Below are 26,072 nucleotides of genomic sequence, written 5' to 3' on the forward strand. Positions count from 1 at the left end.
TAACCACAATTATTTTGTGTGTTTATGACCAAGGAGTCCCCATGAAAGCGCTGACGGATCTTTTCTCGACCGACTACGGACTGATGAGCATCATTGGCATCGGCATGATGATCGCGGGTATCCTGAGTTTCGTGGTCGTGGTCCGACGCAAGATGAACGAGGTTCCAGGCCCCGACCAGAAGAAGTGACCCCCGGGGCCCGGCCAGGATGCCGCCCGCCCCCTATCGGCGCGCGGCTCCTGCTGCAGGCATCATCGGCACTGCCGCAGGAGACGGACATGCCCCAAGAGTTTGATTTCCACAGCTACGCCCCGCGCCAGGGACACGGCCTGCCGCACGATCCGTTCAACGCCATCGTGGGCCCGCGCCCCATTGGCTGGATCTCGACCTGCGACGCTGCGGGCCGACTGAATCTGGCGCCCTACAGCTTCTTCAACGCCTTCAACTACGTGCCACCCATCGTCGGCTTTGCCAGCATCGGACGCAAGGACACGCTGCGCAATATCGAAGAAACGGGCGAGTTCGTCTGGAATCTGGCCACCCGGGATCTGGCGGAGGCCATGAACCTGAGCTGCGCCGCCGTCGCGCCCGAGGTCAGCGAATTCGACCTCACGGGCCTCACGCCCCGACCATCCCTCAGCGTGCACCCACCGCGCGTGCAGGAAAGCCCTGTCTGCTTCGAGTGTCGCCGCACACAGATCCTGCAACTCGAAGGCGCGGATGGGCAGACGGTACCCACCTGGCTGGTGCTCGGCGAGGTGGTGCAGGTACACATCGCCCGGCATCTGCTCAAGGACGGCGTGTACGACACCGCCGGTGCGGGCCACATCCTGCGTGCGGGGGGACCGGCGGACTACTTTTCCATCGGGCCGGAGCAGTTGTTCCGCATGGCGCGCCCCGCGTAGGTGCCATGGGCGATCTTCTGCCCTAAGAGCCCGAAGGGTTGCCCCGCAAAAGCAGCGTCTGCGGCGTTGCAAATCCTCGCCGGGCCACCTGCTCTAGCGACCCAACGGTGCGCAAAGGCCTGCAGCGGGCTCCCGGGCCCACTGCTCCAGCCAGGCCCACACCTGCTGGAGACCATCCCGGCCTGGCGCCTGCAGGCCGTGGTCGGCGCCAGGCAGTGCCCGTGCGCAGTAGGGCGCCGCCCTGCCCTGGGCCTGGCGTGCGAAACGCTCGTAGGCCTGTGCAGGTACCAGGGCGTCCTCGGTGCCCCAAATCTGCAGCAGCGGCAAGGGGTTGGCCAGCAGCGGCGCCTGCACAGGCCAGTGCCAGAGGTCGCGCCAGTAGCGCAAGCTGCGGCCCTGGTGCAGGCTGGCATCGGGTGCGTCACTGGCCTGGGCCTGCGCCAGCCCTTCCAAAGCGGCCTGCGCACCCAGACGTTGCGCCTGCAGCGTGAGCGCTTCGCGCGGGTCCAGCCCACTGGCCCCCAGCAATACCAGCCCCGCCAGACGCGGCACCTGCGGGGCCAGGTGGGGAAGCAACTCTGCACCTTCAGACACTCCCACCAGCACGGTAGGCAGCGTATCCTGCACCACGCCAGCGTGCCAGGCCTGCAAGGCGGCCTGTGCGTGGGCACGCCAGGCCGCATGCGCATCCGTCTGCACAAAGGCCGGCGGACATTGGCTGGGGGCGGTACGGTCCATGGGGTGGACACCCGGCTTGTGCAGCACCAGCACCTGGGCGTGCAGCAGCCCGGCAAAGTAGCGGTCGGCAAACGGCCCCAGGCCCGCACAGCCCGAGCCGGGCACCACCACCACGCGGTAGCGCAGCGGCGGTGCCCGCGCGGGGCGCTCCAGCGCCTGCAGGGTGACACCGCCCTGCCCCGGCAAAGGCCGCAGAATGAAAGCGCTGGCAGACGCCTGCGGCGACGGCGCCGACGGATGCTCCGCCTTGCCCAGCGTTGCCGGGCCGCAGGCGCACAACAGGCCCACACCCAGCAAAAAGGCCAGCACACGGCTGGCCTGCAGGGCAATGGGCCAGTGCCGCGAAGGCCCCCGGCGCACCAGTGCCATGGTCAACGCAGGATGATGACCTGCTCTTGCGGCTGCGGCGCCACCGGCTGGGGCTGCGGATAGGGCTGCCCCCCCTGCATGGGCGGCGGCTCGGGGCGCACGCCGCGCGAAAGGTTGGCGTCGGTGTAGCCCAGTTGCTGGGTGAGCTGCTGGTACACGTCCTGTGCCAAGCTCACCGAGGTTTCCTTCATCACCTTGGCGCGGTTGGGCGGGGCGATGTCGCCACGCACCGAGAGGATCTTGGTGTCGTTGCCCGCGCCCTGGGCCGAGAAGGCGGCCTTGATCTCGTAGGTCTTGGTGTTGATGAGCGAGAAGTCGGCCAGCAACTGCAGGCCGTACTGGCGCGTGGCGCTGGTGGTGCCCTGCAGCGGCGAGAGTGCGTCGGTGAAGTCGATGCTGGAGATCACGCCAAAGAGCACATAGTCAGCGCCCTTGAACTCACCCTTCTGGATGCGCGTGATGATGGCCTTCACATCGGGCTGGCGCACAGGTTGGGCCATCTTGCCGCCCTGCACCTGGTTGAGCACCTGCTCGGCCTTGCTGGGCTGGGGCGCACCGCCGTCAAAACCACGCCCCTGCACCAGCTTGAAGTACGTGCCCTGCAGCAGGGCACCCTTGATGTCGTTGGTGTAGCCGTGCAGTTCGCGCTGCTCGATGTAGCTGTAGCGCCCGGCCACGAAGGTGCCGCTGGCCTGCTCGGACGCCTGCATGGACTGCTGGCCCGAGTGCGAGCCCGAGCCACCATAGGGGCCGTGGCTGTAGCCGCCGCTGTGGCTGCCCTGCGCGCTCATCTGGCTGCTGCGTTGGTACTGGCCCGCCATGAAATACTCGGACACGCGTTCCGAATACGCCAGGTCGGTCACGGCAATGCGGGGCGCCGCGCCACCCTGCTGGGCGTGCGCTGGCAGGCCCCAGGTGAAGGCCGTGGCAGCCAGCACGGACAGGGCCGCGGTGAGGGTGGTTCTGCGTTGCATGGTGTGGTCCTTCGGTCAGCGGCTGCTGGTTTTGCGGATTTCTTTTTCGTCCTGCCATTCGATGGTGCCTTCCTGCACGTCGAACAGCTTGAGCGTGAACTTGTAGAACACATCCTTGGTGCTGGCGCTTTGCTTGACGATGCTGGTGAGCTCGCCCTCCAGGCTGTACTTGGCCGCCGTCATCTGGCCCACCTTGGCGGTGGTGTTCTGCTTGTACAGGCCGCTCTGGTTCTGGCGCTGCAACTCATCGACCCCGGCCTGCATCTCGTTGATGGAGCGGGTGAAGCGCACCTTGCCCGACTTGACCAGCGTGGTCTGGATGGAGTTCATCACGTTGGTGGTGTCGATGTACTCGCTGGTCTTGTTCTTGACGGTGGAGATGGTCACCGTGGGGCGGCCCTGGAAAATGCCGGTTTCCAGCAGGCTGCCGGTCATCTTCTCGGCAATCATCTGCAGGTCGGTGGAGCCGAATTCGTTGGTCACCAGCTCCACGCCCTTGGCATCACCGTAGTTGACCTGGCGATCGAAGCGGATCACGGGGGACGAGAGGTTCTGGCAACCAGCCAGGGTGAGCGTGCCAGCGACCAGGGCCAGCAGCAGGGCTTTGCGTTTCAAGTGGGTCATGGTGTGGTTCCTCCAGAGAGGCGGCTCAGCGCCGCTCGACATTCATTTCAATGCGGAAATCCGTGGCAGCACTGTGCGGCGCCACGCTCTTGATGGTCTGCTGGCCCAGGCCCAGCACACCCAGTTGCTTCCAGGACTCGCCATCGCCGACCTGGTTGCCGACCTGGTCCAGCCACTTGAAGCGGTAGAACACGGTGCGGTCGCCGCGCGCCATGTTGGCCAGGTCCGCCTGCACCACGAGCACGTCGTTCTTGCGCACGATGCGGATCTCGCGCACGGCGATGTCATTGGCTTCGCCGCGCAGCGCCACCTTGGAGGCCACGGCGATGGGCGTTGCGGGGTCGTGCTGCTGCGCCTGGGCGCCCCCCGCGAGGGCAAAGGCGGCCATGCAGAGCACGGCCAGGGTTTTGCGATGGGTCATAGGGTGATCCTTCGATATGGGTGAGGGTGTTACTGCACCGCAGGCTTGGGGGCCGCAGCCTTGGGCGCCACCGGCTTGCTGGTGGTGCGCGTGCTGCGGGTGGTGGTCTTGGTGCGGGTTTCGGTGACTGCAGCGGCAGCGGGTTGCGGCTCTGGGGCAGCGGCCACGGCAGGCAATTGGCCCAGGCTGGCCACTTTGCCGGTGATCACGCTGTTGTGATAAATGCGCAGCGGCACCAGGGCGTACTGGCCATCGATGCGGATCGGCTCTTCAAGCATGCGGCCATTGATGCTGATGCGGTGCTCCCCCGGCGGCAGGTAGCCACGGGCCACGTACACACGCCCAGGCAACATGCGCCACATGCGGTCATCGGCCTGCTCGGTGGCCACGGTGGCGGCAGCCGCAATCAGGCCGCCCAACAGTCCACCGCGCTTTTGCATTTCGTTCTGCAGCACACCCTTGGCAACGGCGCGCGTCATGCCGCGCAGCACCATGCCGGGCATCTCGTCCTTGAGGGCGCGGCGGGCCATCACGTTCACATCCACCACCTTCTCCAGCTTTAAGTCATAGCCTGCGGCCGACAGGTTGCTGAGCAGGGGGTCGTTGGAAGGCTCGATGACCGGGTAGGACACGCTCACTGCCACCACGCCGCTGCCCGTGGGCACCGGCAGGGTGAAGGCCTTGGGCTTGCGCGCCGGGGCATCCCCCGCCTCGACGAGGAACAGCACGTCGGTCATGCGCTGGCGGCGCTTCCAGGTAAAGCTGGTGCGGGTATCGAGACCGCGCAGGCCTTCTTCAAGCACGCCGGTGTTGGGCTTGAGCTCGATGGCCTTGCGGTAGCCAGGCGCGGCCAGGCCCGATTCGCCCAGCACCTCGTACAGGAAACCAGCCAGGTAGTGCGACAGCGCGTTGGAGTAGCCGTTCTTCAGCTCCAGCACCTCGGGGTCGTTGAGCGTCTCGACGGGGTAGCCGTTGATCTCCTTGCTGCCCGAGGTGGCGCCCTTGGACTTGGCTTCCTCCTCGGCGGCCACCGTTTCCTTGGCGCGGAACTCGGCAATCACGGCCTCGCGCTCGTGGGTGCGCTTGACGTCCACACGGGCGTTCTCGAAGTCGCCCTGGGCAATGCGGTTGAGTGCCAGGCGCGTGGTGAGCCAGACCTTCTCATAGTCCTGCCCCTCATAGACCTTCAGGCGCTCGCTCACCAGCGCTGCGCCCACGGTGCCCAGCAGCTTTTGCGGGTTGGTCTTGGCGGTTTCTTCCCATTCCTTGACCTTGGTGTCGGCCAGCAGGAAGGCGCTGGTGCTGTCGTCGTAACGGCGGTCCATGCGCAGCAGTTCGCCGCGCTCCATGTTGTAGAGCAGCGCGGCCTTCTCTTCCGGCGTGGTGGCCGAAGCTTCGAGCTTGGCCAGGGCCGCAGGAATGCCCGCGCTCTGCCCGGCGGTCTGCATGTCGGTGGCGAGCTTGTCGTGGCTGGCCATGTTGGCGCAGCCCGTCAGGGCTGCCGTCACCAGCAGGGCGCCCCACAGGCGCGGTGTGGAAGAAAGGGGCCAGAATTTCATGCTTGTCCTTGCTTTGGGTGGTCACTCCCCTCGGGGCTCCTGGCGCGTGCATGCACCAGGCAAGGAACACCTTGGCGCTGCCTGCCCTCCCGCAGGGATACGGCGCCATGTACGGCCATGCTCCTTGGGCTTCCCCTCCATGGGTTTCTTTGTGTGGATAGCCGACAGCAAATGTAGCAAAGGCAAGCCTTTGTTTCTGAGCCTGCCACCGCAGCGCGACATGGTTTGTGTAAGAAGCTGTGCGCACGCATGGTGTCAATCTGCCTTCTCAGGAATGCGGTACATCCACACCACGCGCCCCCCGGGCAGGCGCAACTGGGCCTGGGGCAGCAGGCCGGGCGCGGCGAATTCCAGGCTCACCAACCAGGCGCCCGGTGCCAGTTCGGCCAAGGCCTTGCCTGCGGCACGGGGCATGGTTTCCGGCCGCTGGAACAGGTACACCAGCGCATAGCCCGACCAGTCGCTCTCCCACATGTCAGCGCGACGCACGCGCGCCCAGGGACAGCGCAACCCGCACAGCAGGCGCAGCGGCCAGCTCCACTCCACGCCCTCCAACTGCGCTTGCGGATAGGCACGGCGCAGTGCCATCAGCCCGTCGCCCAGACCGCATCCTGCGTCGAGCACACGCGCACCGGGCGCCAGAGGAATCTGCCCGGCCAGGCCCTGCAGCGCGGCATGCGGCGTGGGGAACACGGGTGCATCGCGCCAGGCATTGAGCGGATAGACGGCCAACAACAGCAACAACGGCACCAGCCAGGCCCACGCGGGGATGCTGGCCCAGCCTGTCAGCGCCAGGGCCAGCGGAAAGCCCGCCGCAATCAGCCCGCGACGCCACCAATTGCTGCCCAGCACGCTGGCCACCGCCGCCAACGCACAGGCCAGCAGCAAGGCCCACACCGGCGCGATGACACGCTGCAGGCTGGCGAACAGCAGCCAGGCGCTCCCCCACGTCAACAAGGCGGGCAGGGGCCAGGGAATACGAGAAGTCCAGTTCATCGCCTTATCGGTCCAGCGCGGATCTGCGCACAGCCCACGGCCCCAGGGTTGGCACGGCCCAGGCCAGCAGCCACCGCGCAAGGGCCGCCCCGCCGCGCTGGTGGCGTCCCCCTTCCCCGCATCGCGCAGCGAGGCGAGAGAGAAGGGGGAAGGCGCGCAGCGCCACAGGGGTTTGCTGCTTCATTCTTCAGCGGCCAAAGACGCCCCGCAGCACATTGATGGGGTTCACAGGGTTGGCAGGTTGCGCTCCCGCGCCACCCTCATCGCGCTCGGCTGGCTCCGCCATGTCGCTGCGATCCACGCCATGCATGGCACCACCGGCCTGCTCCTCACCCAGCATGGCCATGGTGTGCGCCTTGACGCGCACGCGCACGGACCACTCCGGCTCCCAGGGCGCCTTGGGATCGGCCGGGCGTGGCGGGTGCACGATGTGGCTCTCGCCGCCGTAGGCCATCATGCGCAGCATGGGGGTGGATTCGCGGCCGGCGCCAGCGGCGAAGATGCCCTTCGGGATGGCGCACTGCGTGGCATCGGCCGGCAGCAGCACGCGTTCTTTCACCCAACGGTCGATGGTGGCGTTGGGCAGGTAGTCGAACAGGCCCATACCGGTGTCGGGCGTCTCGGCGCTGGACCACATCACCATGTCGTCCCCGTTCTGCGACATCGCATGCAGGTAGTAGGCGCGCGCGTTGCGCACCGGCTGCCAATTCGTGCCCATGCTGTCCTGCGGCTTGCCGCTGGTGCGCAGGGCGATGGCGGGCATGAGGTCCTGCGCGCTGCCCAGCGTGAACTTCATCGAGGCGGGCACGCCCTCGCCCCGGATCTGGTGCTCGCCCACGAGCGAACTCTCGCGCGAGAGCTGCACCTGGTTGCGCTCGTTCGGGTACAGCGCGTGCGAAGGGCCGACGCGCGCCCCCCGGTCGGGCACGGCGCGGCCCGCAAAGGCCACGGCAAAGTCGGTGGGCTTGGCGCGCGCCAGGTCGATCACGCGCGGTTGGCCCGCGCGCACCTCGCTGCCACAGCCCCAATAGATCAGGATGCGGCCCTTGGGCTTGTGCTGTTCGTATTCCTGCGGCACCTCACCGGGTTCCGACGGCGACGTAGGCTGGGCCTTGGGCGGCAGCAGCGGCAGGCTCTCGCCCATGCGCATGCCCGCAGGGATGGCCTGGCTGGCTTCCACGCCCGGGCGCAGGCTGTTGTGCAGGGCGATGTCGATCACGCGCGGCGGCATGATGCCCATGGTGCGCGCCATGCCGTAGTGCGTGTTGCCGCCCGCTCCCGCCGCACGGCCGCCGCCCATCATGCCCATGAGCCCACCGCCCATGGGCATGTCCATCTCGGGCATGCCGGCCATGCTGCCGGTGGACAGGTCGATCCACAACTGCGTCTTGGGGGCCTTGGCGGTCTGGGCCTGGACGGCAAGGCCCAGCAGACACAGGCTGGCGGCCAGCACGGTGGGACGGACGAAAGCGCGGAGGGGGGTCATGGCAGCTCCAGTGCGAGATATCAAAACACCCGCGCGAGACAGCGCCCCATGGAGGCCGCTCAGGCAGGTATGAGCTGCTCAGTGTAGGCCTGCGCCGACATTTTTTCACCCTGGATGCCGCACGCCGCCGCGCCGGGCGTGCGCAATGTCACGCGCGGCGTGGCCGCCGCGCTAGGGACACTCAGTGCCCGCGCAAGCGCTCGATCAGCCCGTTGAGCGCGTCGAGCGAGCCGAACTGGATGGCCAGCTCGCCCACGTCCTCCATGCGGCCGGCGCGCTTGACGCGCTTCTTCACGCGCACTTCCACCTCGGCCATGAGCAGGTCGGACAACTCCTCTTCCACGCGCTTGATGTCGCGCGACTTTTCCTTCTTGGGCTTTTGCGGAACGAGGCTGAACTCGGCGCCGATCTTCTTGACCAGCGCTTCGGCCTCGCGCACCGAGAGCTTCTTGGCCGCGATCTGGTTGCCCGCCGTGATCTGCGCCGCGCGGTCGAGCGCCAGCAGCGCGCGCGCATGGCCCATATCGATGTCGCCCGCCATCAGCATGGTCTGCACCGGCTCGGCCAGGTTCAAGAGGCGCAGCAGGTTGCTGGCCGCACTGCGCGAGCGGCCCACGGCCTGCGCGGCCTGCTCGTGCGTGAGACCGAACTCGCGCACCAGGCGCTGCAGGCCCTGCGCTTCTTCCAGCGGGTTGAGGTCTTCGCGCTGGATGTTCTCGATGAGGGCCATGGCGGCGGCGGCCTCGTTGGGCACCTCGCGCACCAGCACCGGCACCACTTCCAGCCCAGCCAGGCGCGCGGCACGAAAACGGCGCTCACCAGCAATGATTTCGTACTTGCCCGCGTGGGCACCCTCGGCCAGGCGGCGCACCAGGATGGGCTGCATGATGCCCTGGGCCTTGATGCTCTCGGCCAGTTCGTACAGCGCGCCCTCGTCCATGCGCGTGCGCGGTTGGTACATGCCGGGCACCATGTCGTCCAGGCGCAGGCTGCTGGGCAACCCCGCATCGGCGGCCTGCGCCTGCTCTGCCGCTTCGGCCACTTTGGGGCCCAGCAGCGCTTCCAGTCCTCGGCCGAGGCCCTTGGGTTTTTTGGTGACCATGTTGTTGTTCAGTCTTTCAAGAGGGATTGCAGCAGTTCCATGCCTTCGGCCCAGTCGCCCAGGCCAGATTCCGCATTGATGTGCCCACGCTCGCCCGCGTCGATGAAGCGTGCGCCCCAATCGCTGGCCAAGGCCTGGGCGCGCTCGAAGCGGCAGTAGGGGTCGTTGCGGCTGCCCACCAGCACGGCGGGGAACGGCAGGCGCTGGCGCGCGATGGGTGCCCAGCCGGGAATCCAGGCGGCGACGTCGGCCTGCTCCACATCGCCCGGGGCCACCAGCAGCGCGCCGCGCACCTTGGCCGTGTGGCGTGAATGTGCGGCCCACCAGGCGGTGAGGATGCAGCCCAGGCTGTGGGCGGCCAGCACCACGGGTGCGGGGCTGTCGGCCACCACTTCGTCCAGGCGCGCGGACCAGTCGCCGCGCAGCGGACGCATCCAGTCGTGCTGCTCCACGCGCTGGTAGCCGTGCAGGCGCTCCCACTCGGTCTGCCAGTGGCCGGGGCCGGAGTTCTGCCAGCCGGGCAGCAACAATACCTGGGGGGTTTGCATGCTATGAATTCAATAGCTATTGGCGCTTGTCCATCAAGCGCCAGAGGCCGATTTGGCTTGAACCTTGGGCGCCCCCATGCGCTGCACGCGGGCCACCATTTCCTGGGCAAACTCCACGAAGGCCTGGCTGCCCTTGGCCGAGGGGTCGAACACCACACCGGGCAGGCCGTAGCTGGGCGCTTCGGCCAGGCGCACGTTGCGCGGGATCACGGTGTCGAACACCTTGTCGCCGAAGTGGTCCTTGAGCTGCTCGCTCACCTGCTGCTGCAGCGTGATGCGCGGGTCGAACATCACGCGCAGCAAGCCGATGATCTGCAGATCGGCATTGAGGTTGGCATGTACCTGCTTGATGGTGTTGACCAGGTCGGTCAGCCCTTCGAGCGCGAAGTACTCGCACTGCATGGGCACGATGACACCGTGCGCGCTGCACAGGCCGTTGAGCGTGAGCATGCTCAGGGACGGTGGGCAGTCGATGAGCACAAAGTCGAAGTCCGCATCGGCCTGCGCCAGCGCCGCCTTGAGGCGCTTGTCGCGCTGCTCCAGCGCCACGAGTTCCACCTCGGCACCGGCCAGTTCACGGTTGGCGCCCAGCACCCAGTAGCCGCACTTGTCGGACAACACGGCCGCCTCTTTCACCGAGGCGGATTCGAGCAGCACGTCGTACACCGACAGCTCCAGGGCGCGCTTGTCCACGCCCGAGCCCATGGTGGCATTGCCCTGCGGGTCCAGATCCACCATCAGCACGCGCTGGCCGATCTTGGCCAGCCCAGCGGCCAGATTGACCGTGGTGGTGGTCTTGCCGACGCCGCCCTTCTGGTTGGCCACACAAAAGATCTTCGCCATGGGAGAGTTGCCTTATTTGGAAATTGCCAGCTTGACGCCAAAACCGATGAGGAACACACCCGCCAGCTTCTCCAACACGCGGGCAATGGTGGGGTTGGCGCGCATGCGCTCGGCCAGATGGTGCGTGAGCAGCACCACGACCAGGCCGTACAGAAAGGTGAGCAGCGCAATGGTGGCCGCCATCACACCGAAGGTCAGCATCCCCTGGTGACGCGCCGGATCCACAAACAGCGGGAAGAAGGCCATGTAGAAAACGATGGCCTTGGGATTGAGCACAGTGATGAACGCAGCCTGCTTGAAGTAATGACGCGGCTCGATGTGCAGCACGGGCGCAGCACCGGGCTTGGCCGTCAGCATCCTGAAGCCCAGCCAGGCGAGGTAGGCAGCGCCCAGCCACTGCACCGCATGGAATGCCGCCGGGTACGCCACCAGCAGGGCCGCCACACCGGCCACCGCCGCCCACATCAGCACCTGGTCGCCCGCGATCACGCCAAGCGTGGCCGCCAGACCGCCCCGCACCCCGCCCTTGCTGGTGGAGGTAATGAGCGCCAGATTGCCCGGCCCGGGAATGGCCAAAAACAACACGATGGCGGCCACGAAGGCGCCGTAGTCTGCAATGCCGAACATGATTCAGCCTCCTGTCTGTGTGCACTTTTCCCGGAACAATTTCAGCGGAATATCGCCCAATCCACCCACACGGTCACCCCGGAAGGTGGTGGAGTACCGCATGTCGGCAACTGCGCCTTCAAAGAAGACCACCGAACCATCGCCGTGATCAGTACCTTCTCTTGGGTAGTAGCTCGCAGATGCGTACTCGTCACCCACCTGGTACTGGAACCGCACCCCTGGATCACGCTTGAGGATTTCCGCCACAACCGCCTTCATGCGTCCATCGGTAGCCGCCTCGAATCGGGTGACGATGATGACGGACGCGCGTTCAATCTGCTGCTCCAGCGGCAAATCGTACAACGGGGGTTGTTTACCCCCCGCCCCCTGCATTCCTCCGGAAACCTCCTGCACAGGAGAGCCGCCGAAATAAATTGCGCGCCCCTCAGAAGGAACCAACAGCAGGGAAGATGCAAGCCACCCCAGCAGTGCGACTGCCACGAAGAAGCCTGCTCCGAACACCAGCCCACTGAAGAATTTTTGCAGCACGCGCCCTCACCTCTTCCAACGACACCAAGGTGCCGAGTGTAATCGGCCCATTACGAACTCCGCCGCATCCAGACAATACAACGCTCGGCACCCAGCCCCGGCACCTGGAGTTGTTCCACGTGAAACACCTGCACATCGCTGGGCAAGGCCGCCAGTTCGTCCTGGGGGTGCTTGCCCTTCATGGCCAGCCACACCCCATGGGGCGCGAGCGCGTTGCGCGACCAGGCGGTGAAGTCCGCCAACGAAGCAAAGGCGCGGCAGCTCACCACGTCAAACGGCCCCGCCAGGCTCTCGACCCGTGCGTGGATGCCATGTAGGTTGGGCAGGCGCAGTGCGGCAGCGGCCTGCTGGATGAAGGCGGCCTTCTTGGCCACGGTGTCCACGCAGCTCACGTCCACACCGGGGCAGCAGATGGCGAACACCACGCCGGGCAGGCCGCCGCCCGAGCCCACGTCGAGCAGGTGCACGGGCGTCGTGGCCAACCCGGCCTGCGCGATATGGCGACGCAGTGGGGTCACGGCGGCCAGGCTGTCGAGCAGATGGTGCGTGAGCATCTCCTGCGGGTCGCGCACGGCCGTGAGGTTATAGACCTTGTTCCACTTTTGCAGCAGCGCCAAAAACTCCAAGAGCTGTGCGAGCTGCACATCACTGAGCTCCAGCGCCAATGCATGGGCCCCTGCGCGCAAGCGCTCCGTCAGCACATCGCTCATGCGGGCACCTCGCCATCGGCGCGGGCAAAGCCCTGAAAACCGCCCTTCTTCAGGTGCACCATCAACAGCGAAATCGCTGCGGGCGTCACACCCGAAATACGCGATGCTTGGCCCAGGGTTTCGGGCCGGTGCTTTTGCAGCTTCTGCCGTACTTCGATGGACAGGGCCGTGACCTGCAGGTAATCCAGGTCGTCCGGCAGGCGCAGCTTTTCCAGATGTGCGGCGCGCTGCACCTCGTCCTTCTGGCGGTCGATGTAGCCTGCGTACTTGGCAGCGATCTCCACTTGCTCGACCACCGGGCCGCTCAGATCGCCCAGCGTTTCACGTGAAACATCGCCCGAGGCGTACTTGCCGCCATCCAGCGACATGAGCTGTTCGTAGCCGACGCCTGGGCGGCGCAGCAGGTCGAACAGGTGGTACTCGTGCTCGATGGCCTTGCCCAGCACGCGCTCGGCCTCGGCGGCGTCAAGGATGCGCGGGTTCACCCAGGTGGCCTTCAGGCGCTCGGTCTCGCGCGCCACGGCATCGCGCTTGCGGCTGAAGGCATCCCAGCGCGCATCATCCACCAGGCCCATGCGTCGCCCTGTTTCTGTCAGGCGCATGTCGGCGTTGTCCTCGCGCAGTTGCAGGCGGAACTCAGCCCGGCTGGTGAACATGCGGTAGGGCTCGGTCACGCCCTTGGTGATGAGGTCGTCCACCAGCACACCCAGGTAGGCCTCGTCGCGCGCGGGCAGCCAGGCGCCCTCACCCCGGCATTGCAGCGCAGCGTTGATGCCTGCGAACAGGCCTTGCGCTGCGGCCTCCTCATAGCCCGTGGTGCCATTGATCTGCCCGGCGAAGAACAGGCCCTGGATCTGGCGCGTCTCGAAACTGCTCTTGAGCGAGCGCGGGTCGAAGTAGTCGTATTCGATGGCATAGCCTGGGCGCAGGATGTGGGCATTTTCCAAGCCCTTCATGCTGCGTACCAGGGCGTACTGGATGTCGAACGGCAGACTGGTGGAAATGCCGTTGGGGTAGAACTCGTGCGTGGTCAAGCCCTCGGGCTCCAGAAAGATCTGGTGGCTGTCCTTGTCGGCGAAGCGGTTGATCTTGTCTTCCACGCTGGGGCAATAGCGCGGGCCCACGCCCTCGATCTTGCCGGTGAACATGGGGCTGCGGTCAAAGCCACTGCGGATGATCTCGTGCGTGCGTTCGTTGGTGTGCGTGATCCAGCAGGGCATCTGGCGCGGGTGCATGGCCGCACTGCCCATGAAGCTGAACACCGGCAACGCGCCCTCATTCACGCCACCGGGCATGCCGTCGCCGGGCTGCTCCTCGCACTGGCTGAAGTCGATGCTGCGCCCGTCGATGCGCGGCGGGGTACCCGTCTTCAGGCGCCCCTGCGGCAGCTGAAGCTCCTTCAGGCGTGCCGAGAGCGACACGGCGGGCGGGTCCCCGGCCCGGCCAGCGGCATAGTTGTTCAGGCCCACATGGATCTTGCCGTCCAGAAAAGTCCCCGCCGTGAGCACCACCGTGCGCGAACGGAAAGCGATACCCACCTGCGTCACGGCGCCCACCACGCGGTCGCCCTCCACCATCAGGTCATCCACGGCCTGCTGGAACAACCACAGGTTGGGCTGGTTCTCCAGCATGCGGCGGATGGCGGCCTTGTACAGAACGCGGTCGGCCTGCGCGCGCGTGGCACGCACGGCCGGGCCTTTGGAGCTGTTGAGAATGCGGAACTGGATGCCACCCTCGTCCGTGGCCAACGCCATGGCGCCGCCCAGCGCGTCCACCTCCTTCACGAGGTGGCCCTTGCCAATGCCGCCGATACTGGGGTTGCAGCTCATCTGCCCCAGCGTCTCGATGTTGTGCGTGAGCAGCAGCGTTTGGCAGCCCATGCGCGCCGCTGCCAGCGCGGCCTCGGTGCCGGCATGGCCGCCGCCTACGACGATGACATCAAATTCCTGGGGGTACAACATGAAAAACTCCGGGGGCCGCAGAGCCAGCCTGTGGGCTGCAGCAAGGCAAAGGGTGGCCCGGCACGGTGCGCGGGCAAGGGGGTGATTTTCCCACCTTTGCCACCACCCCGCCGCACGCCTGCACACGCCCCTGCCTGTTTCACGTGAAACAACGCTGCCGACGCCAGGGCTTTGGCCCATTTGCAGGAAGCTTGCATGCGGCCTGTGCTCCAATCCGCACATGACTTCCCTTCTCGTCTTCGCGGGCAGCACCCGCCAGCAATCCTTCAACCGCCGCCTGGCCCGCGTGGCCGCCGACCTGGGCCGCGAAGCCGGTGCCCAGGTCACCCTGCTGGAGCTGGGTGACCTGGACATCCCGCTCTACAACGCCGACCTGGAAGCGCGCGGCACCCCGGCCGACGTGCTGCGCCTCAAGGAAGTGCTGCACGCACACCCCGCCTGGATCATCTGCTCCCCCGAGTACAACGGCAGCTATACCGCGCTGCTCAAGAACACCATCGACTGGGCATCCAGCCCCGTCAAGGGCAACCCCCTCTGGCAGGATGGCACGCTGCCCTTTCGCGGCAAGGTGGTGGGCATGCTCAGCGCATCGCCCGGCGCGCTGGGCGGCCTGCGCTCGCAAAGCCACCTCGCGCCTTTGCTCACCAACCTGGAATGCTGGCTCGCGCCCAAGGCCTTTGCGCTGGGCCAGGCAGGCAGCGCCTTTGACGACCAGGGTGCACTGGTGCAGGAAACCCAGCGCGAGCGCGTACGCGCCGTGGTCAATCAGGTGCTGTGGGCAGCACAGCGGCTGCAAGCTTGAGCGTGCGCCCTGCCCTGGACTGCCGCCCCGGCTGTGGCGCATGCTGCACAGCACCGTCCATCAGCTCGCCCATTCCTGGCATGCCCCAGGGCAAACCGGCCGGGGTGCGCTGCGTGCAGCTGGGCGAGGATGAGCGCTGCCGCATCTTCGGCCACCCCGATCGCCCGGCGGTGTGCGCGCAGCTCCAGCCCTCGGCCGAGATGTGCGGCAGCACGCGTGCGCAGGCCCTGCATTTCCTCACCCGGCTGGAGCAGCTGACCCAGCCCGGCACATGAACCCCTGCGCTGGCACAGCCTTGCGGGTCAGTCTAGGATGGCAGGCTGTTCTCTTCACCCACCACAGGACTGCACCATGAAGCTGTACTACTCCCCCGGCGCCTGCTCGCTCTCCCCGCACATCGTGCTGCACGAAAGCGGCCTGCCCTTCACCGGCGTGCTGGCCAGCACCAAGACGAAGAAGCTGCAGGACGGCACGGACTTCCACACCATCAACGAGCTGGGCTACGTGCCCGTGCTGGAGCTGGACAACGGCGAGCGCCTGCGCGAAGGCCCGGCCATCGTGCAGTACCTGGCCGACCAGGTGCCCGGCAAGAACCTGGCCCCCGCCAACGGCACCATGGAGCGCTACCGCCTGCAGGAATGGCTGACCTTCATCGGCACCGAGCTGCACAAGGGCCACAGCCCGCTGTTTGCCCCCGGCACCCCCGAAGACTACAAACCCCTGGTGCGCGAGCGCCTGCAGGCCCGCTTTGCCTGGGTGGACAAGCAACTGGCCGGCAAGGACTACCTGCTGGGCCAGTTCAGCGTGGCCGACGCCTACCTCTACACCGTCTCGCGCTGGGGCCAGTACGTGGGGGTCGATCTGTCGGGCTTTGCGAACATCGTTGCCTTCCAGCAGCGCATGGAACAGCGCCCCGCCGTGCAGGCCGCACTGCGCGCCGAAGGGCTGCTCAAGTAAGGCAACGCCAAACAAGTCCCTTGCGCGTCGCGCATCCCAATCCAATGCCGGGCACGCACCATCACAGGGACTTATTCGGCGTCGCCTATCGGCTTCTGGCGCGCTGCCAGTAGCGCGCCCAGCCAGAGCGCTGCAGCCGAGAACACCAGGCCGCGCGCCAGGCCGCCAGGGCCGTCCGCGATCCAGCCCACCACCGTGGGCCCCACGATCTGCCCGGCCGCAAACACGATGGTGAAGGCGCTGATACCTGCCGCCCACTGCGAGGCGGGCAGGTTGTGCCGCACCAGCGCCGTGGTCGATGCCACCACCGACAGAAACACCCCGCCAAACAGCAGCCCCGAGGCCAGCGCCACCGGCCAGGCCGAGGTCAGCGCGGGCAGCACCGTGGCCAGGCCCAGCAGGGCATTGAGCCGCGCCAGTGCCCCGCCGCCGCGCTGGCGGTCCAGCAGGCCCGCCCAGATGCGCGAGGACAGCACCACCGCCAGGCCCAGCAGCGCATAGAACAACGTCACCGCCCCGCCGCCCACGCCCTGCGCGCGCAACAAGGCCACCACAAAGGTCATGTAGCCGATATAGCCCACGCCAAACATGGCGTAGCCCGCCAGCGCAGGCGCAAAGTCGCGCACCTTGAAAACCCGCGCCGCCACCCCCGCCACCACAGCCGCCGAGGCCGGGGAAGAAGTCGATGGCGCCGCCGCTGCGGCCACGACATCCATGCGCCGCAGCACCCGCACCGGCCACACCAGCAGCGCCGTGGCCGCGCCACAGGCCAGCGCCAGCGCCCACCACGCCCAGGTCCAGGCATGCGGCTGCGGTGCGGCCTGCAACACGGCGGGCACCAGCAGCGCCGACAGGCTGATGCCCCAGCCCGTACCCCCGTAATACAGGCCCAACAACAAACCGCTGCGTGGCGCATCGAGCGCCCCCAGGCGCGCCGCCATCAGGCCGCCCGTGATGAACATGAAGGCGCTGGCCACCCCTGCCAGCAGGCGCTGCAGCAAGAGCGGCGCCGCTTCGAGAAAAAAGCCGCACAGCCCCATGAACAACGTGGCCAGCACCGCACCGACCAGCATTAAGGCGCCCGGCGGCCCGCGCCGCAGCAGCAGTGGCGTGGCCAGCGCACCCAGCAGGTAGCCCAGGGCGTTGACGGTGTTCATGGCCCCGGCCAGGGTGTAAGACCAGCCCAGGTCTGCACGCATGGGCGGCAGCAGCAGCGCATAGGCAAACCGCGTGATGCCCAGCGACACCGCAGCGCCCATGGACAGCGCCAACGCGAGCCACAGCAACTGGGTGCGCGAGACCGAAGGGCTGGGGTGCAAAGCAGCAGGCATGGAGCGTCCATTGTGCCGCAGCACCGGGCGCAAGGTGCCTGCCGGGGAATCACCAGCGCGCACACATTTGCTATCAAATCAATAGCTCCTTGCGCTTATTCCACGGTCAAAAATGCCGATTTTGCTTAGATGCTGAAAACGCGCGGTGTGGTGCACCCGGCCAGGCCGGGTGCATTCACACGGTCTCAGGCCGACAGCAGGCGCTGGTCGCCCTGCACCGGCTGGGTGTACCCCTGCACCCCATCGGCCAGGCGGAACTGCTGCACCACCTGCGACAGGCGCGCAGCCTGTTCGCGCAGCGACTCGGCGGCGGCGGCAGACTGCTCCACCAGCGCGGCGTTCTGCTGCGTCATGCGGTCGATCTCGCCCACCGACTGGTTGACCTGGCCAATGCCGGCGGCCTGCTCGGTCGCGGCCGCCTTGATTTCGCCAATGATGTCGCCGACACGCTGCACGCCATCGACGATCTCCTTGATGGCCGCACCCGCATCCTCCACATGGCGCACGCCCCCATCGACGGCGGCCACGCTGGTGCCGATCAGCCCCTTGATCTCGCTGGCCGCTGCCGCCGAGCGCTGGGCCAGGCTGCGCACCTCGCTGGCCACCACGGCGAAGCCCCGGCCCTGCTCGCCCGCGCGCGCCGCTTCCACAGCGGCGTTCAGCGCCAGGATGTTGGTCTGGAAGGCAATCGAGTCGATCAAGCCGATGATGTCGCCAATCTTGCGGCTGGACGCCGAAATCTCGTGCATGCTGGCCACCGCCTGCTGCACCACCGCACCGCCGCGCGTGGCAACACCCGAGGCCGAGGCCGACAACTGGTTGGCCGTCTGCGAGGACGCCGCCGTCTGCTGCACCGTGGCCGTCAGTTCCGCCAGCGAAGACACGGTGGACTGCACGTTGCCGGCCGTCTGCTCGGTGCGCAAGGACAGGTCCTGGTTGCCGCTGGCGATCTCCTGGCTGGCCGTGGCAATGTTGCCGCTGGCTTCCCGCACCTGGGCCACCAGGGCGCTCAGGCCGCGCTGCATTTCGGCCAGCGCGCGCTGCAGGTCGGCCGTCTCGTCCTTTCCGCTGGTATGGATGCGCTGCGACAGGTCGCCCCCCGCAATGGCCAGCGCCATGCGCTGCGCCTCGGCCAGGGGCTTGCAGATGGCAATCATGTTCAGCCAGGTGAGCGGCCCTACCACCGCCACGGTCACCAGCACCGCCAGCCCGAACAGCCATTTGGTCTGGGTTCCCGCCTGCTCCTGCTCCTTCATCGATGCCCGGACCTCGTCCTGCAGAATGGCCCCCAGCTCCTGCACCAGCTTGTCAGCCGCTTCCACCTCGGCCACTGCCTTGCCACCGTCGCCGCTGGCCATGGAGGCCAAGTCCACCCCCCCGGCCTCCAGTTGGCGGGCCACGCCCGTGAACTGCTCGCGGTAGCTGTCCAGCCGCTGCACCAGGCTGCGGGCCACGGCGTTGTCCTTGTCCTCGGCACCTTGCGTGAACTGGCTGGCCACCTTCTTGGCCGCTTCCAGGCTGGCCAGCCAGCGGGTGTGGGCCTGCTTGACCGCATCGGCGTTCCCCTGCTGGATGATCATGTCCTTTTCATGCAGGCGGATCGCACCCAGGGCACCGCGCAGTTCACCCAGCTCTTTCACTTCGGCGAACTCGTGGGCCACAAAGTCACCACTCATGGACTGAATGCGAAACATGCCAAACATCCCGGCACCGCCCAGCATGCCCAACAGGCCCAACACCACGGCAATGGCACTGAGCATGCGAAAGCGGATGGTGAACAACCGCATGAGCGAAAAAAGCGACATGGTGGTCTTCCTCTCTTGTCTTGATCTGGCGAAAACTTGAGCGCTGCCCCACATGCCCCGGCATGCAGATGCAACCAGACGTTGCAGTGTGCCAGACCCTGGAGCCTCTGAGAGCCTGTTCATGATCATTTCATGGTGCCCGCAAGGCAGCAAACTGCTCACATCCGCCAGCGTTTGAGCAACAACGCGTTGGTCATCACGCTGACCGAGCTCAGCGCCATGGCCGCTCCGGCCACCACCGGGTTCAGGTAACCCAACGCCGCCAACGGAATGCCCGCCACGTTGTAGGCAAAGGCCCAGAACAGGTTCTGCCGAATCTTGGCCACGGTGCGGTGCGATATGTCCAGCGCCGCCGCCACCAGCCGCGGCTCGCCGCGCATCAGCGTGATGCCTGCCGCGTGCATGGCCACGTCGGTGCCGTTGCCCATGGCCATGCCCACATCCGCAGCCGCCAGCGCGGGCGCGTCGTTCACGCCATCGCCCACCATGGCGACCGTTCGGCGCGCGCCGCCTTCGCCCTGCTGCAAGGCCACCACCTGCGCCGCCTTGTCACTGGGCAGCACCTCGGCGCGCACATCGGCCTCGTCCAGGCCCAGGCGGCGCGCCATGGCCAGGGCCGCGCCCCGGTTGTCGCCCGAGATCATCACCGTGCGGATGCCGCGCGCCTTCAGCGCCGCCAGCGCCTCGCGCGCGCCGGGCTTGGGCTCGTCGCCAAAGGCCATCAGCGCCTGCAATTCCAGCCCCTGGCCCGTGCGCCGCACCAGGGCCGACACCGTGGCGCCCTCGTCCTGCAGTGCGCGGGCACGCCCGGCCAGCGGGCCCAGCGCCACGCCCAGCTCCTCCATCCAGCGCAGGCTGCCCAGCAGGTAGCTGCGGCCCTGCACCTCGCCGTCGCTGCCTCGGCCCGGCACGGCGCGCACGGCGTCGGGCGCCGGCACCTCCAGGGCACGGTCGCGCGCGGCCTGCACCACGGCGCGCGCCAGCGGGTGCTCGCTGCCGCTCTGCAGGCTGGCGGCGTCGCGCAGCACGGCTTCCTCGTCCAGCCCCGGCGCCACCACCAGCGCCGCCAGCCGGGGCTGGCCCACGGTCAGCGTGCCGGTCTTGTCGAAGGCCACGGTGTCCACCTGGTGCGCCAGCTCCAGCGCCTGCGCGTCCTTGATGAGGATGCCGTGCTTCGCCGCCACCCCCGTGCCCGCCATGATGGCCGCCGGCGTGGCCAGCCCCAGCGCGCAGGGGCAGGCGATCACCAGCACCGCCACGGCGCGGATCAGCGCCGTCTCGGCGCCCACGCCCGCCCACAGCCAGCCCAGCAGCGTAAGCAAGGCAATCACCAGCACCACGGGCACGAACACGCTGGAGACCTGGTCCACCAGGCGCTGGATCGGCGCCTTGGCGGCCTGCGCGTCCTCCACCAGGCGGATGATGCGCGAGAGCACCGTCTCGGCACCCACGGCGTGCACTTCCAATACGATGCGGCCCTCGCCGTTGATCGAGCCGCCCGTGAGCAGCCCGCCCGGCTCCTTGGCCACCGGCAGCGGCTCGCCGGTGAGCATGGATTCGTCCACCTGCGTCTGGCCCTCGCGCAGTTCGCCATCGACGGGAATGCGTTCGCCCGGGCGCACCACCAGGCGGTCGCCCACCATCACCTCGGCGATGGGCACGTCCACCTCGCCATCCTTGCCCACAAGGTGCGCCACGTCCGGGCGCAGGCCGTGCAGCGCGCGGATGGCCGCCGTGGTCTGGCGCTTGGCGCGGGCCTCGAGCCACTTGCCCAGCAGGACCAGCGTGACCACCACGGCCGAGGCCTCGAAATACAGGTGCGGCGTGTGCCCCGGGTGGGCGGTGAGCCACAGCCACACCGACAGCCCCCAGCCCGCGCTGGTGCCGATGGCCACCAACAAATCCATGTTGCCGCTCAGCGCCTTGGCCGCATGCCAGCCCGCCTTGTAGAAACGCGCGCCCAGGACAAACTGCACCGGCGTCGCCAGCACAAACTGCAGCCAGGCCGGCAGCATCCAGTGCGCGCCGAACAGGTCGCCCAGCATGGGCACCACCAGCGGCGCCGACAGCAGCAAACCGATGGCGACCGGCGTGAAGCCCGCCCAGGGCGACTCGTCCTGCTCGCGCGCCGCGCTGGCGGCGGGCGTGAGCGGCTCGTAGCCCGCATTGCGCACGGCGCGGCGCAAAAGCGCATCCATGGCGGCGTCGCCGCCCTCGGGCGCGGCGAACTGGACGCGCGCCGACTCGGTGGCCAGGTTCACGGTGGCGTCCTGCACGCCGGGCACCTTGCGCAGCGCGCGCTCGACGCGGCCCACGCAACTGGCACAGGTCATGCCGCCGATGGACAGGTTCAGCGCGTGCGGCTCGGAGGGGGTGGGGAGGGAGGTGTTCATGGGCTCTACCGTAATCCTTGACATCATGGCAAGGTCAAGCGCGAATCGGCATCCACCATAACCGCAGCAAGGCCATCGGGCAGCGCGGGGTTGACCTTGCCACGGTGTTAAGGTTCACCATTGCCCCATCAACCACCTCACCCGGAGAACCACATGCAATACCAGTTTGAAGTCCAGGGCATGACCTGCGGCCACTGCGAGCGCGCCGTCACCAGCGCCATCCAGCAGCTCGACCCCCAGGCCCAGGTGCGCATCGACCGCACGCAGAACCGCGTGGACGTGGACAGCAGCCAGCCGCGCGAGGCCCTGGCAGCGGCCATCGCCGAAGAAGGCTACCAGGTCACGCCATGACCACCGGACAGGGCTGGCCGGTTGCCATCGGCGAGGCCGCGCGCCGCGCCGGTGTGTCGGCGCGCATGGTGCGCCACTACGAATCGCTCGGCCTGCTGCCGCAGGTGGGCCGCACCGACAGCGGCTACCGCCAGTACACCGAGGCCGACGTGCACGCGCTGCGTTTTATCGGCCGCGCGCGCAGCCTGGGCTTCTCGATGGAGGAAATCCGCGAGCTGATGGGCCTGTGGCAGGACCAGGCCCGCGCCAGCAGCCAGGTCAAGCGCATCGCCCAGGCCCACATCGACGACCTGGCCGAACGCATCGCCGCCATGCAGGCCATGCAGCGCACGCTGCAATCGCTGGTGCAGTGCTGCCATGGCGACCAGCGGCCGGAGTGCCCGATCCTGGATGACCTGGCAAGCACCCGCCGAGCATCAGCCCCGCAGCGCGTTCAGGAAGATACGCGGTAGCTTGAGCCAACTGGGGCGGTATTGGAACGACACCAGCAAGCGTCCCAGGATGCGCCCACGGCGGTTGGTGATGAACCACGGTGGACGCGGCAGAAGACTGAACGACAGGCTCAGCAAGTTGCGTGGAAAGGGCCTGAACGGCGCCTCCACCACCGAGCGCTCGGGACGATCGAACAGAAAGGTGTTGTGCACCACGCCCACCCCGCTTTTCACATCCTCCAGTGTGTGCCCGGGAAAGGCGCCCCAGGTGGCCTGCGGCGACAGGAATCCAAGACCAGTCCAGGCATTGACGGCGATGGTTCCGTAACGCAATTCAGAGATCACTTCCTCGAAACGCTGGCGCCCCATCCTGGCCAGCGTGGCGGGATGGATAACGATGTTGGCGCCAAGAGTCCCATACAGATCTTCGTTAGCGAAACGGATGGCTTCGATCAAAAACGCCTCGGGGTCGGCTCCTCCGATTTCCACCGTGTTCAGGGCCGGACCGAAGATCTCGGAAGACGTCGCCGGTTCAGCACCATCACGATCGAGCGGCGCAATCAACACCTCGGTACCACCCTTGCGCCGCACTGCCTTGACCTGCCTGTTCTGATCACGAAAGCGGGTCAGGCGCGCTTCGGTTCCAGGGTAGTAACGCGGACGATCCTCAGTCTGGGCAATGACCTTTTCCAGCGCAGAAACGAATCTATCTTTGTGCACCCAGTCACCGGGAAGAATCAACACCTGGCACGCAACGCAGTTGAAGCCAGAGTTATGCAATTTTTGTGTCGCAACCTGTTCGGCCTGGAACCGAATATCTGCCTTCGACCAAGGCCCTGGAACGACGATCGTCGGACACACGGCCCCCAGTTCGGAGGTGATGCGGCGGCTATTCCTGGGCCGACGGGCCTCCCTATTGGCTTGGCCCTCCTCTCCCACGCCCCAAACGATGGCGTCATGGGACGCACCGGCACCCGTGATGTGGATGGACTCCACTAATGGATGGCTGCACAGGTATTCGCCCACATCCGTGCCACCGCGCACAATACGCAGCACCTCCCGGGCAACCAAAGGCCGCAGGGCGGCCATCAGAAACTCGTGCAGGTAGTCATTGACCGGATTGAGCTTGAGCATGACGACCTCGTTCTCCACAAAGAGCTTGTGAAAGACGTCCAGGGGAGCGATCGCATTGATGTTACCGGCCCCGAGCACCAAACCCAAACCACCAGTCTTGTGTAGAGGGCTGGAGGGATCGTAGGTTGCCGCGGTGTACTGCCGGATATTCCCGCGATTCACACCGGGCTGCATCCAGACATCGACCGTAATGCCACTGAGCAGCAGGTGGTCCCAGAGGGAATGGGGCAATACACGTACAGCCACTTGTCCATTGGCAAGCTGACGCACCGGCACATGGTCCAAATGGTGCTTATCCTCGACCTTTCTCAGAGTTTCCATCATGAGATTGCAGTACGCCATGACGGCATAGGGGCCAGACAGCCACTCCTCGCCTTCCAGCGGAGAGCCATCGGCGATGCCCTTCTTATGCGCAGCGGTTTCCGCCCATGCCTGGGCTACAGGCATCAGCGCGTCCTTGATTTCCTCCAGAATCATGATCCGCTCGGCGATGGATGTCTGCACCCATGACATACGCTGGTCGGATAGCCTGTGTAGCTCACGATCCAGATGGGCCTTGGATTCGGCCAGAGAAGGCGGGGAAGGATGGGATATCGGGTTCATATGGACTCCAAACTTTGTCGCCACTCAGCCACGCACACTCTTGCGAACCATATCCACTGCTTTCTCAGCGATCATGATGGTGGGGGCATTGGTGTTGCCACCGATCAGCGTTGGCATGATGGAGGCGTCAACCACACGCAGCCCTTCGATGCCATGCACGCGCAGTTCGGCGTCCACCACCGCGAGGGAATCGGAACCCATCTTGCAGGTACCGACCGGGTGGTACACCGTATCCGTACGCTGACGCAGCACTTGGCGAATCTCGTCATCCGTGCGCACGTTCTCGGTGAAAAGATCCTTCTGGCGCAGGCTCGCCAGCGATGGAGCATCCATGAGTCTGCGAGTCAACTTGAATCCCTTGACCATATCCTCCAGATCGCAGGGATCGGCGAAGAAGGCGGGATCGATCAGTGGTGGCTGTGTTGCATCAGGTCCGGCCAAAGTCACCTGTCCTCGGCTCTTGGGACGCAAGAGGCACACATGGCAAGAGTAGCCATGCGACAGGTGCAATTTGCGCGCATGGTCATCCACCAGACTGATCACGAAGTGCAGCTGCACATCCGGGGCATCCAGCGCGGGGTCCGTCTTCAGAAAGCCCCCGCCCTCGGCAAAGTTCGAAGACAACATGCCTTCGCGCGAACGCATGTACCGGATGATGTCTCCCGTCATGCGCGCCGAACCGCCCAGTGAGATACCCAGGAGATCAAGGCTCTTCGCGGCATAGCCGAAAATGAAGTCCGGATGGTCGATCAGATTCTGTCCTACACCGGGTAGATCATGCTGCACAGCAATGCCATGTTTCTGCAAGTGAGCGCCAGGACCGATTCCAGACAGCATGAGCACCTGTGGCGAAAGCAGCGCGCCTGCGCACAAGATAACCTCCTTGCGCGCACCCAGCGTGCGCCGCACACCATCCTGAAGGTACTCGATACCGACGGCGCGGCGTCCTTCCAGAACGATGCGCGTTATCTGCGCCTCCGTAACCACCTGCAGGTTTTCACGCACACCCATGTGCGGATGCAAATAGCCGCGAGCAGCACTCCAGCGTTCGCCATTTTTCTGGGTTACTTGGTAAATTCCGACGCCTTCCTGTTCCTCTCCGTTGAAATCCTCATTGATCCTGAATCCGGCTTCCCGAGCTGCTTTCAGGTAAATCTCGTGAAATGGGTTGTTCGTTTGAAGGTTGGAAACATGCAAGGGACCTGCGTTGCCGTGGAATGCACCCCTGAATACCGCGTTGTTTTCGCTGCGCCTGAAGTACGGCAGTACATCGTCGTACGACCAGCCTGCGTTACCCAACGCGGCCCAATGGTCGTAGTCTTTGCGGTGTCCCCGGATATAGACCATGGCGTTAATGGCCGAGGAACCGCCGAGACATTTACCGCGCGGCTGGTAACCACGCCGCCCGTTTAAGCCCTTTTGAGGCACGGTTTCAAAGGCATAGTTGTTGAGCCGGGTAGGCATCATCGCCACGGTGGCCGCTGGTGTCTTGACCACCAGGCTATCGCCTTTGCCGCCAGCCTCCAGCAACGCCACCTGTACGCCAGCATCCTCGCTGAGCCTCCCCGCCATCACGCTGCCGGCCGAGCCGCCGCCGATGACGATGTAATCTACCGATGCTTCCATTCCACTGTCTCCTTTTTGTCTGATCCAAAACGGAGCCAGTCTAGGTATGCGGGGATGACGCGACTATCCAAATTTCTGCAGGCGGTAGTCCATTGTGCAAAGGGTTCCCCCCTGCTTCATCAACGCCCTATGGAGCCAGATCTCTTGACTATCCAGAATTCGACAACCCGGGGTTTCCACGGACACACGCAGCCTTCGCGGATTGACAACAAGCAGCCGCATGCCCTCCAATCCATTAGCAGTTTGCAG

General features: G+C 66.3%; 26 protein-coding genes. 7 read left to right on the plus strand and 19 right to left on the minus strand.

Features of this window, described 5'->3' with window-relative positions:
- Nucleotides 1-41: 41 nt before the first annotated feature.
- Together GWK50_RS18525 and GWK50_RS18530 are read left to right on the plus strand one after the other, a co-directional pair.
- Nucleotides 42-188 (plus strand): DUF3149 domain-containing protein, encoded by a 147-nt coding sequence (locus GWK50_RS18525; protein WP_162017823.1) that lies wholly within the window; start codon nt 42-44, stop codon nt 186-188.
- A gap of 89 nt (nt 189-277) precedes the next feature.
- A complete protein-coding gene (locus GWK50_RS18530; RefSeq protein ID WP_162017824.1) occupies nt 278-904 on the plus strand; it encodes a flavin reductase family protein in 627 nt (208 codons plus the stop codon).
- Between the two features lie 93 nt (nt 905-997).
- Here GWK50_RS18530 and GWK50_RS18535 read toward each other — a convergent pair whose 3' ends face one another.
- The 14 genes from GWK50_RS18535 to mnmG all read right to left on the minus strand — a co-directional run bounded on the left by GWK50_RS18535 (nt 998) and on the right by mnmG (nt 14,390).
- Nucleotides 998-2,011, minus strand: a complete 1,014-nt coding sequence (locus GWK50_RS18535; RefSeq protein ID WP_162017825.1) for an alpha/beta hydrolase — start codon at nt 2,009-2,011, stop codon at nt 998-1,000.
- Between the two features lie 2 nt (nt 2,012-2,013).
- Nucleotides 2,014-2,985, minus strand: a complete 972-nt coding sequence (locus GWK50_RS18540; protein WP_162017826.1) for a hypothetical protein — start codon at nt 2,983-2,985, stop codon at nt 2,014-2,016.
- Nucleotides 2,986-3,000: 15 nt separating this feature from the next.
- Entirely contained in the window at nt 3,001-3,609 is a 609-nt protein-coding gene (gene lpoB / locus GWK50_RS18545; protein WP_162017827.1) for a penicillin-binding protein activator LpoB, read from the minus strand.
- A 25-nt stretch (nt 3,610-3,634) separates the two neighbouring features.
- Complete coding sequence (locus tag GWK50_RS18550; RefSeq protein ID WP_162017828.1) at nt 3,635-4,030, minus strand: YcfL family protein; 396 nt, start codon at nt 4,028-4,030, stop codon at nt 3,635-3,637.
- A 29-nt stretch (nt 4,031-4,059) separates the two neighbouring features.
- Nucleotides 4,060-5,589, minus strand: a complete 1,530-nt coding sequence (locus tag GWK50_RS18555) for a hypothetical protein (RefSeq protein WP_162017829.1) — start codon at nt 5,587-5,589, stop codon at nt 4,060-4,062.
- Nucleotides 5,590-5,844: 255 nt separating this feature from the next.
- Entirely contained in the window at nt 5,845-6,585 is a 741-nt protein-coding gene (locus GWK50_RS18560; protein WP_162017830.1) for a class I SAM-dependent methyltransferase, read from the minus strand.
- A 187-nt stretch (nt 6,586-6,772) separates the two neighbouring features.
- Entirely contained in the window at nt 6,773-8,071 is a 1,299-nt protein-coding gene (locus GWK50_RS18565; RefSeq protein WP_162017831.1) for a hypothetical protein, read from the minus strand.
- 181 nt (nt 8,072-8,252) lie between these two features.
- The gene (locus GWK50_RS18570; RefSeq protein WP_162017832.1) at nt 8,253-9,173 is read right to left on the minus strand and encodes a ParB/RepB/Spo0J family partition protein; all 921 of its coding nucleotides are present in this window, start codon (nt 9,171-9,173) and stop codon (nt 8,253-8,255) included.
- 8 nt (nt 9,174-9,181) lie between these two features.
- Entirely contained in the window at nt 9,182-9,721 is a 540-nt protein-coding gene (locus GWK50_RS18575) for an alpha/beta hydrolase (protein WP_162017833.1), read from the minus strand.
- A gap of 33 nt (nt 9,722-9,754) precedes the next feature.
- Complete coding sequence (locus GWK50_RS18580; RefSeq protein WP_162017834.1) at nt 9,755-10,564, minus strand: ParA family protein; 810 nt, start codon at nt 10,562-10,564, stop codon at nt 9,755-9,757.
- 12 nt (nt 10,565-10,576) lie between these two features.
- Nucleotides 10,577-11,191: a LysE family transporter gene (locus GWK50_RS18585; RefSeq protein ID WP_162017835.1), complete on the minus strand. Its 615-nt coding sequence runs from the start codon at nt 11,189-11,191 to the stop codon at nt 10,577-10,579.
- Between the two features lie 3 nt (nt 11,192-11,194).
- Entirely contained in the window at nt 11,195-11,719 is a 525-nt protein-coding gene (locus GWK50_RS18590) for a hypothetical protein (protein ID WP_162017836.1), read from the minus strand.
- Between the two features lie 50 nt (nt 11,720-11,769).
- Nucleotides 11,770-12,429 (minus strand): 16S rRNA (guanine(527)-N(7))-methyltransferase RsmG, encoded by a 660-nt coding sequence (gene rsmG / locus GWK50_RS18595; RefSeq protein WP_162017837.1) that lies wholly within the window; start codon nt 12,427-12,429, stop codon nt 11,770-11,772.
- Complete coding sequence (gene mnmG / locus GWK50_RS18600) at nt 12,426-14,390, minus strand: tRNA uridine-5-carboxymethylaminomethyl(34) synthesis enzyme MnmG (protein WP_162017838.1); 1,965 nt, start codon at nt 14,388-14,390, stop codon at nt 12,426-12,428. The genes rsmG and mnmG overlap by 4 nt, the downstream gene beginning before the upstream one ends.
- A gap of 220 nt (nt 14,391-14,610) precedes the next feature.
- Here mnmG and GWK50_RS18605 point away from each other — a divergent pair, with 220 nt between their 5' ends.
- The 3 genes from GWK50_RS18605 to gstA all read left to right on the plus strand — a co-directional run bounded on the left by GWK50_RS18605 (nt 14,611) and on the right by gstA (nt 16,149).
- Nucleotides 14,611-15,192 (plus strand): NAD(P)H-dependent oxidoreductase, encoded by a 582-nt coding sequence (locus tag GWK50_RS18605; RefSeq protein ID WP_162017839.1) that lies wholly within the window; start codon nt 14,611-14,613, stop codon nt 15,190-15,192.
- 14 nt (nt 15,193-15,206) lie between these two features.
- Nucleotides 15,207-15,467 carry a YkgJ family cysteine cluster protein gene (locus GWK50_RS18610; protein ID WP_162018177.1) on the plus strand — a complete coding sequence of 87 codons (261 nt, stop codon included), beginning with the start codon at nt 15,207-15,209 and terminating at the stop codon, nt 15,465-15,467.
- Between the two features lie 76 nt (nt 15,468-15,543).
- Nucleotides 15,544-16,149 carry a glutathione transferase GstA gene (gene gstA, locus GWK50_RS18615; protein ID WP_162017840.1) on the plus strand — a complete coding sequence of 202 codons (606 nt, stop codon included), beginning with the start codon at nt 15,544-15,546 and terminating at the stop codon, nt 16,147-16,149.
- Between the two features lie 71 nt (nt 16,150-16,220).
- Here gstA and GWK50_RS18620 read toward each other — a convergent pair whose 3' ends face one another.
- The 3 genes from GWK50_RS18620 to GWK50_RS18630 all read right to left on the minus strand — a co-directional run bounded on the left by GWK50_RS18620 (nt 16,221) and on the right by GWK50_RS18630 (nt 21,678).
- Nucleotides 16,221-17,480 (minus strand): YbfB/YjiJ family MFS transporter, encoded by a 1,260-nt coding sequence (locus tag GWK50_RS18620; RefSeq protein ID WP_162017841.1) that lies wholly within the window; start codon nt 17,478-17,480, stop codon nt 16,221-16,223.
- Nucleotides 17,481-17,665: 185 nt separating this feature from the next.
- The gene (locus GWK50_RS18625) at nt 17,666-19,285 is read right to left on the minus strand and encodes a methyl-accepting chemotaxis protein (protein ID WP_162017842.1); all 1,620 of its coding nucleotides are present in this window, start codon (nt 19,283-19,285) and stop codon (nt 17,666-17,668) included.
- Nucleotides 19,286-19,443: 158 nt separating this feature from the next.
- The gene (locus tag GWK50_RS18630; protein ID WP_162017843.1) at nt 19,444-21,678 is read right to left on the minus strand and encodes a heavy metal translocating P-type ATPase; all 2,235 of its coding nucleotides are present in this window, start codon (nt 21,676-21,678) and stop codon (nt 19,444-19,446) included.
- 153 nt (nt 21,679-21,831) lie between these two features.
- On the opposite strand from GWK50_RS18630, the gene GWK50_RS18635 reads away from it, so the two are divergent.
- Together GWK50_RS18635 and cueR are read left to right on the plus strand one after the other, a co-directional pair.
- On the plus strand, nt 21,832-22,029 hold the full coding sequence (locus GWK50_RS18635; protein ID WP_162017844.1) for a heavy-metal-associated domain-containing protein: 198 nt from the start codon (nt 21,832-21,834) through the stop codon (nt 22,027-22,029).
- Complete coding sequence (cueR, locus tag GWK50_RS18640) at nt 22,026-22,481, plus strand: Cu(I)-responsive transcriptional regulator (RefSeq protein WP_162017845.1); 456 nt, start codon at nt 22,026-22,028, stop codon at nt 22,479-22,481. The genes GWK50_RS18635 and cueR overlap by 4 nt, the downstream gene beginning before the upstream one ends.
- Here cueR and GWK50_RS18645 read toward each other — a convergent pair.
- A complete protein-coding gene (locus GWK50_RS18645; protein ID WP_162017846.1) occupies nt 22,446-24,197 on the minus strand; it encodes an aldehyde dehydrogenase family protein in 1,752 nt (583 codons plus the stop codon). The two genes, cueR and GWK50_RS18645, sit on opposite strands and share 36 nt — an antisense overlap.
- Nucleotides 24,198-24,221: 24 nt before the next feature.
- Nucleotides 24,222-25,823 carry a choline dehydrogenase gene (locus GWK50_RS18650; protein ID WP_162017847.1) on the minus strand — a complete coding sequence of 534 codons (1,602 nt, stop codon included), beginning with the start codon at nt 25,821-25,823 and terminating at the stop codon, nt 24,222-24,224.
- Nucleotides 25,824-26,072: the final 249 nt, after the last annotated feature.

Origin of the sequence: Acidovorax sp. 210-6 (assembly GCF_010020825.1) — a bacterium.
Lineage (GTDB): Bacteria > Pseudomonadota > Gammaproteobacteria > Burkholderiales > Burkholderiaceae_C > Simplicispira > Simplicispira sedimenti.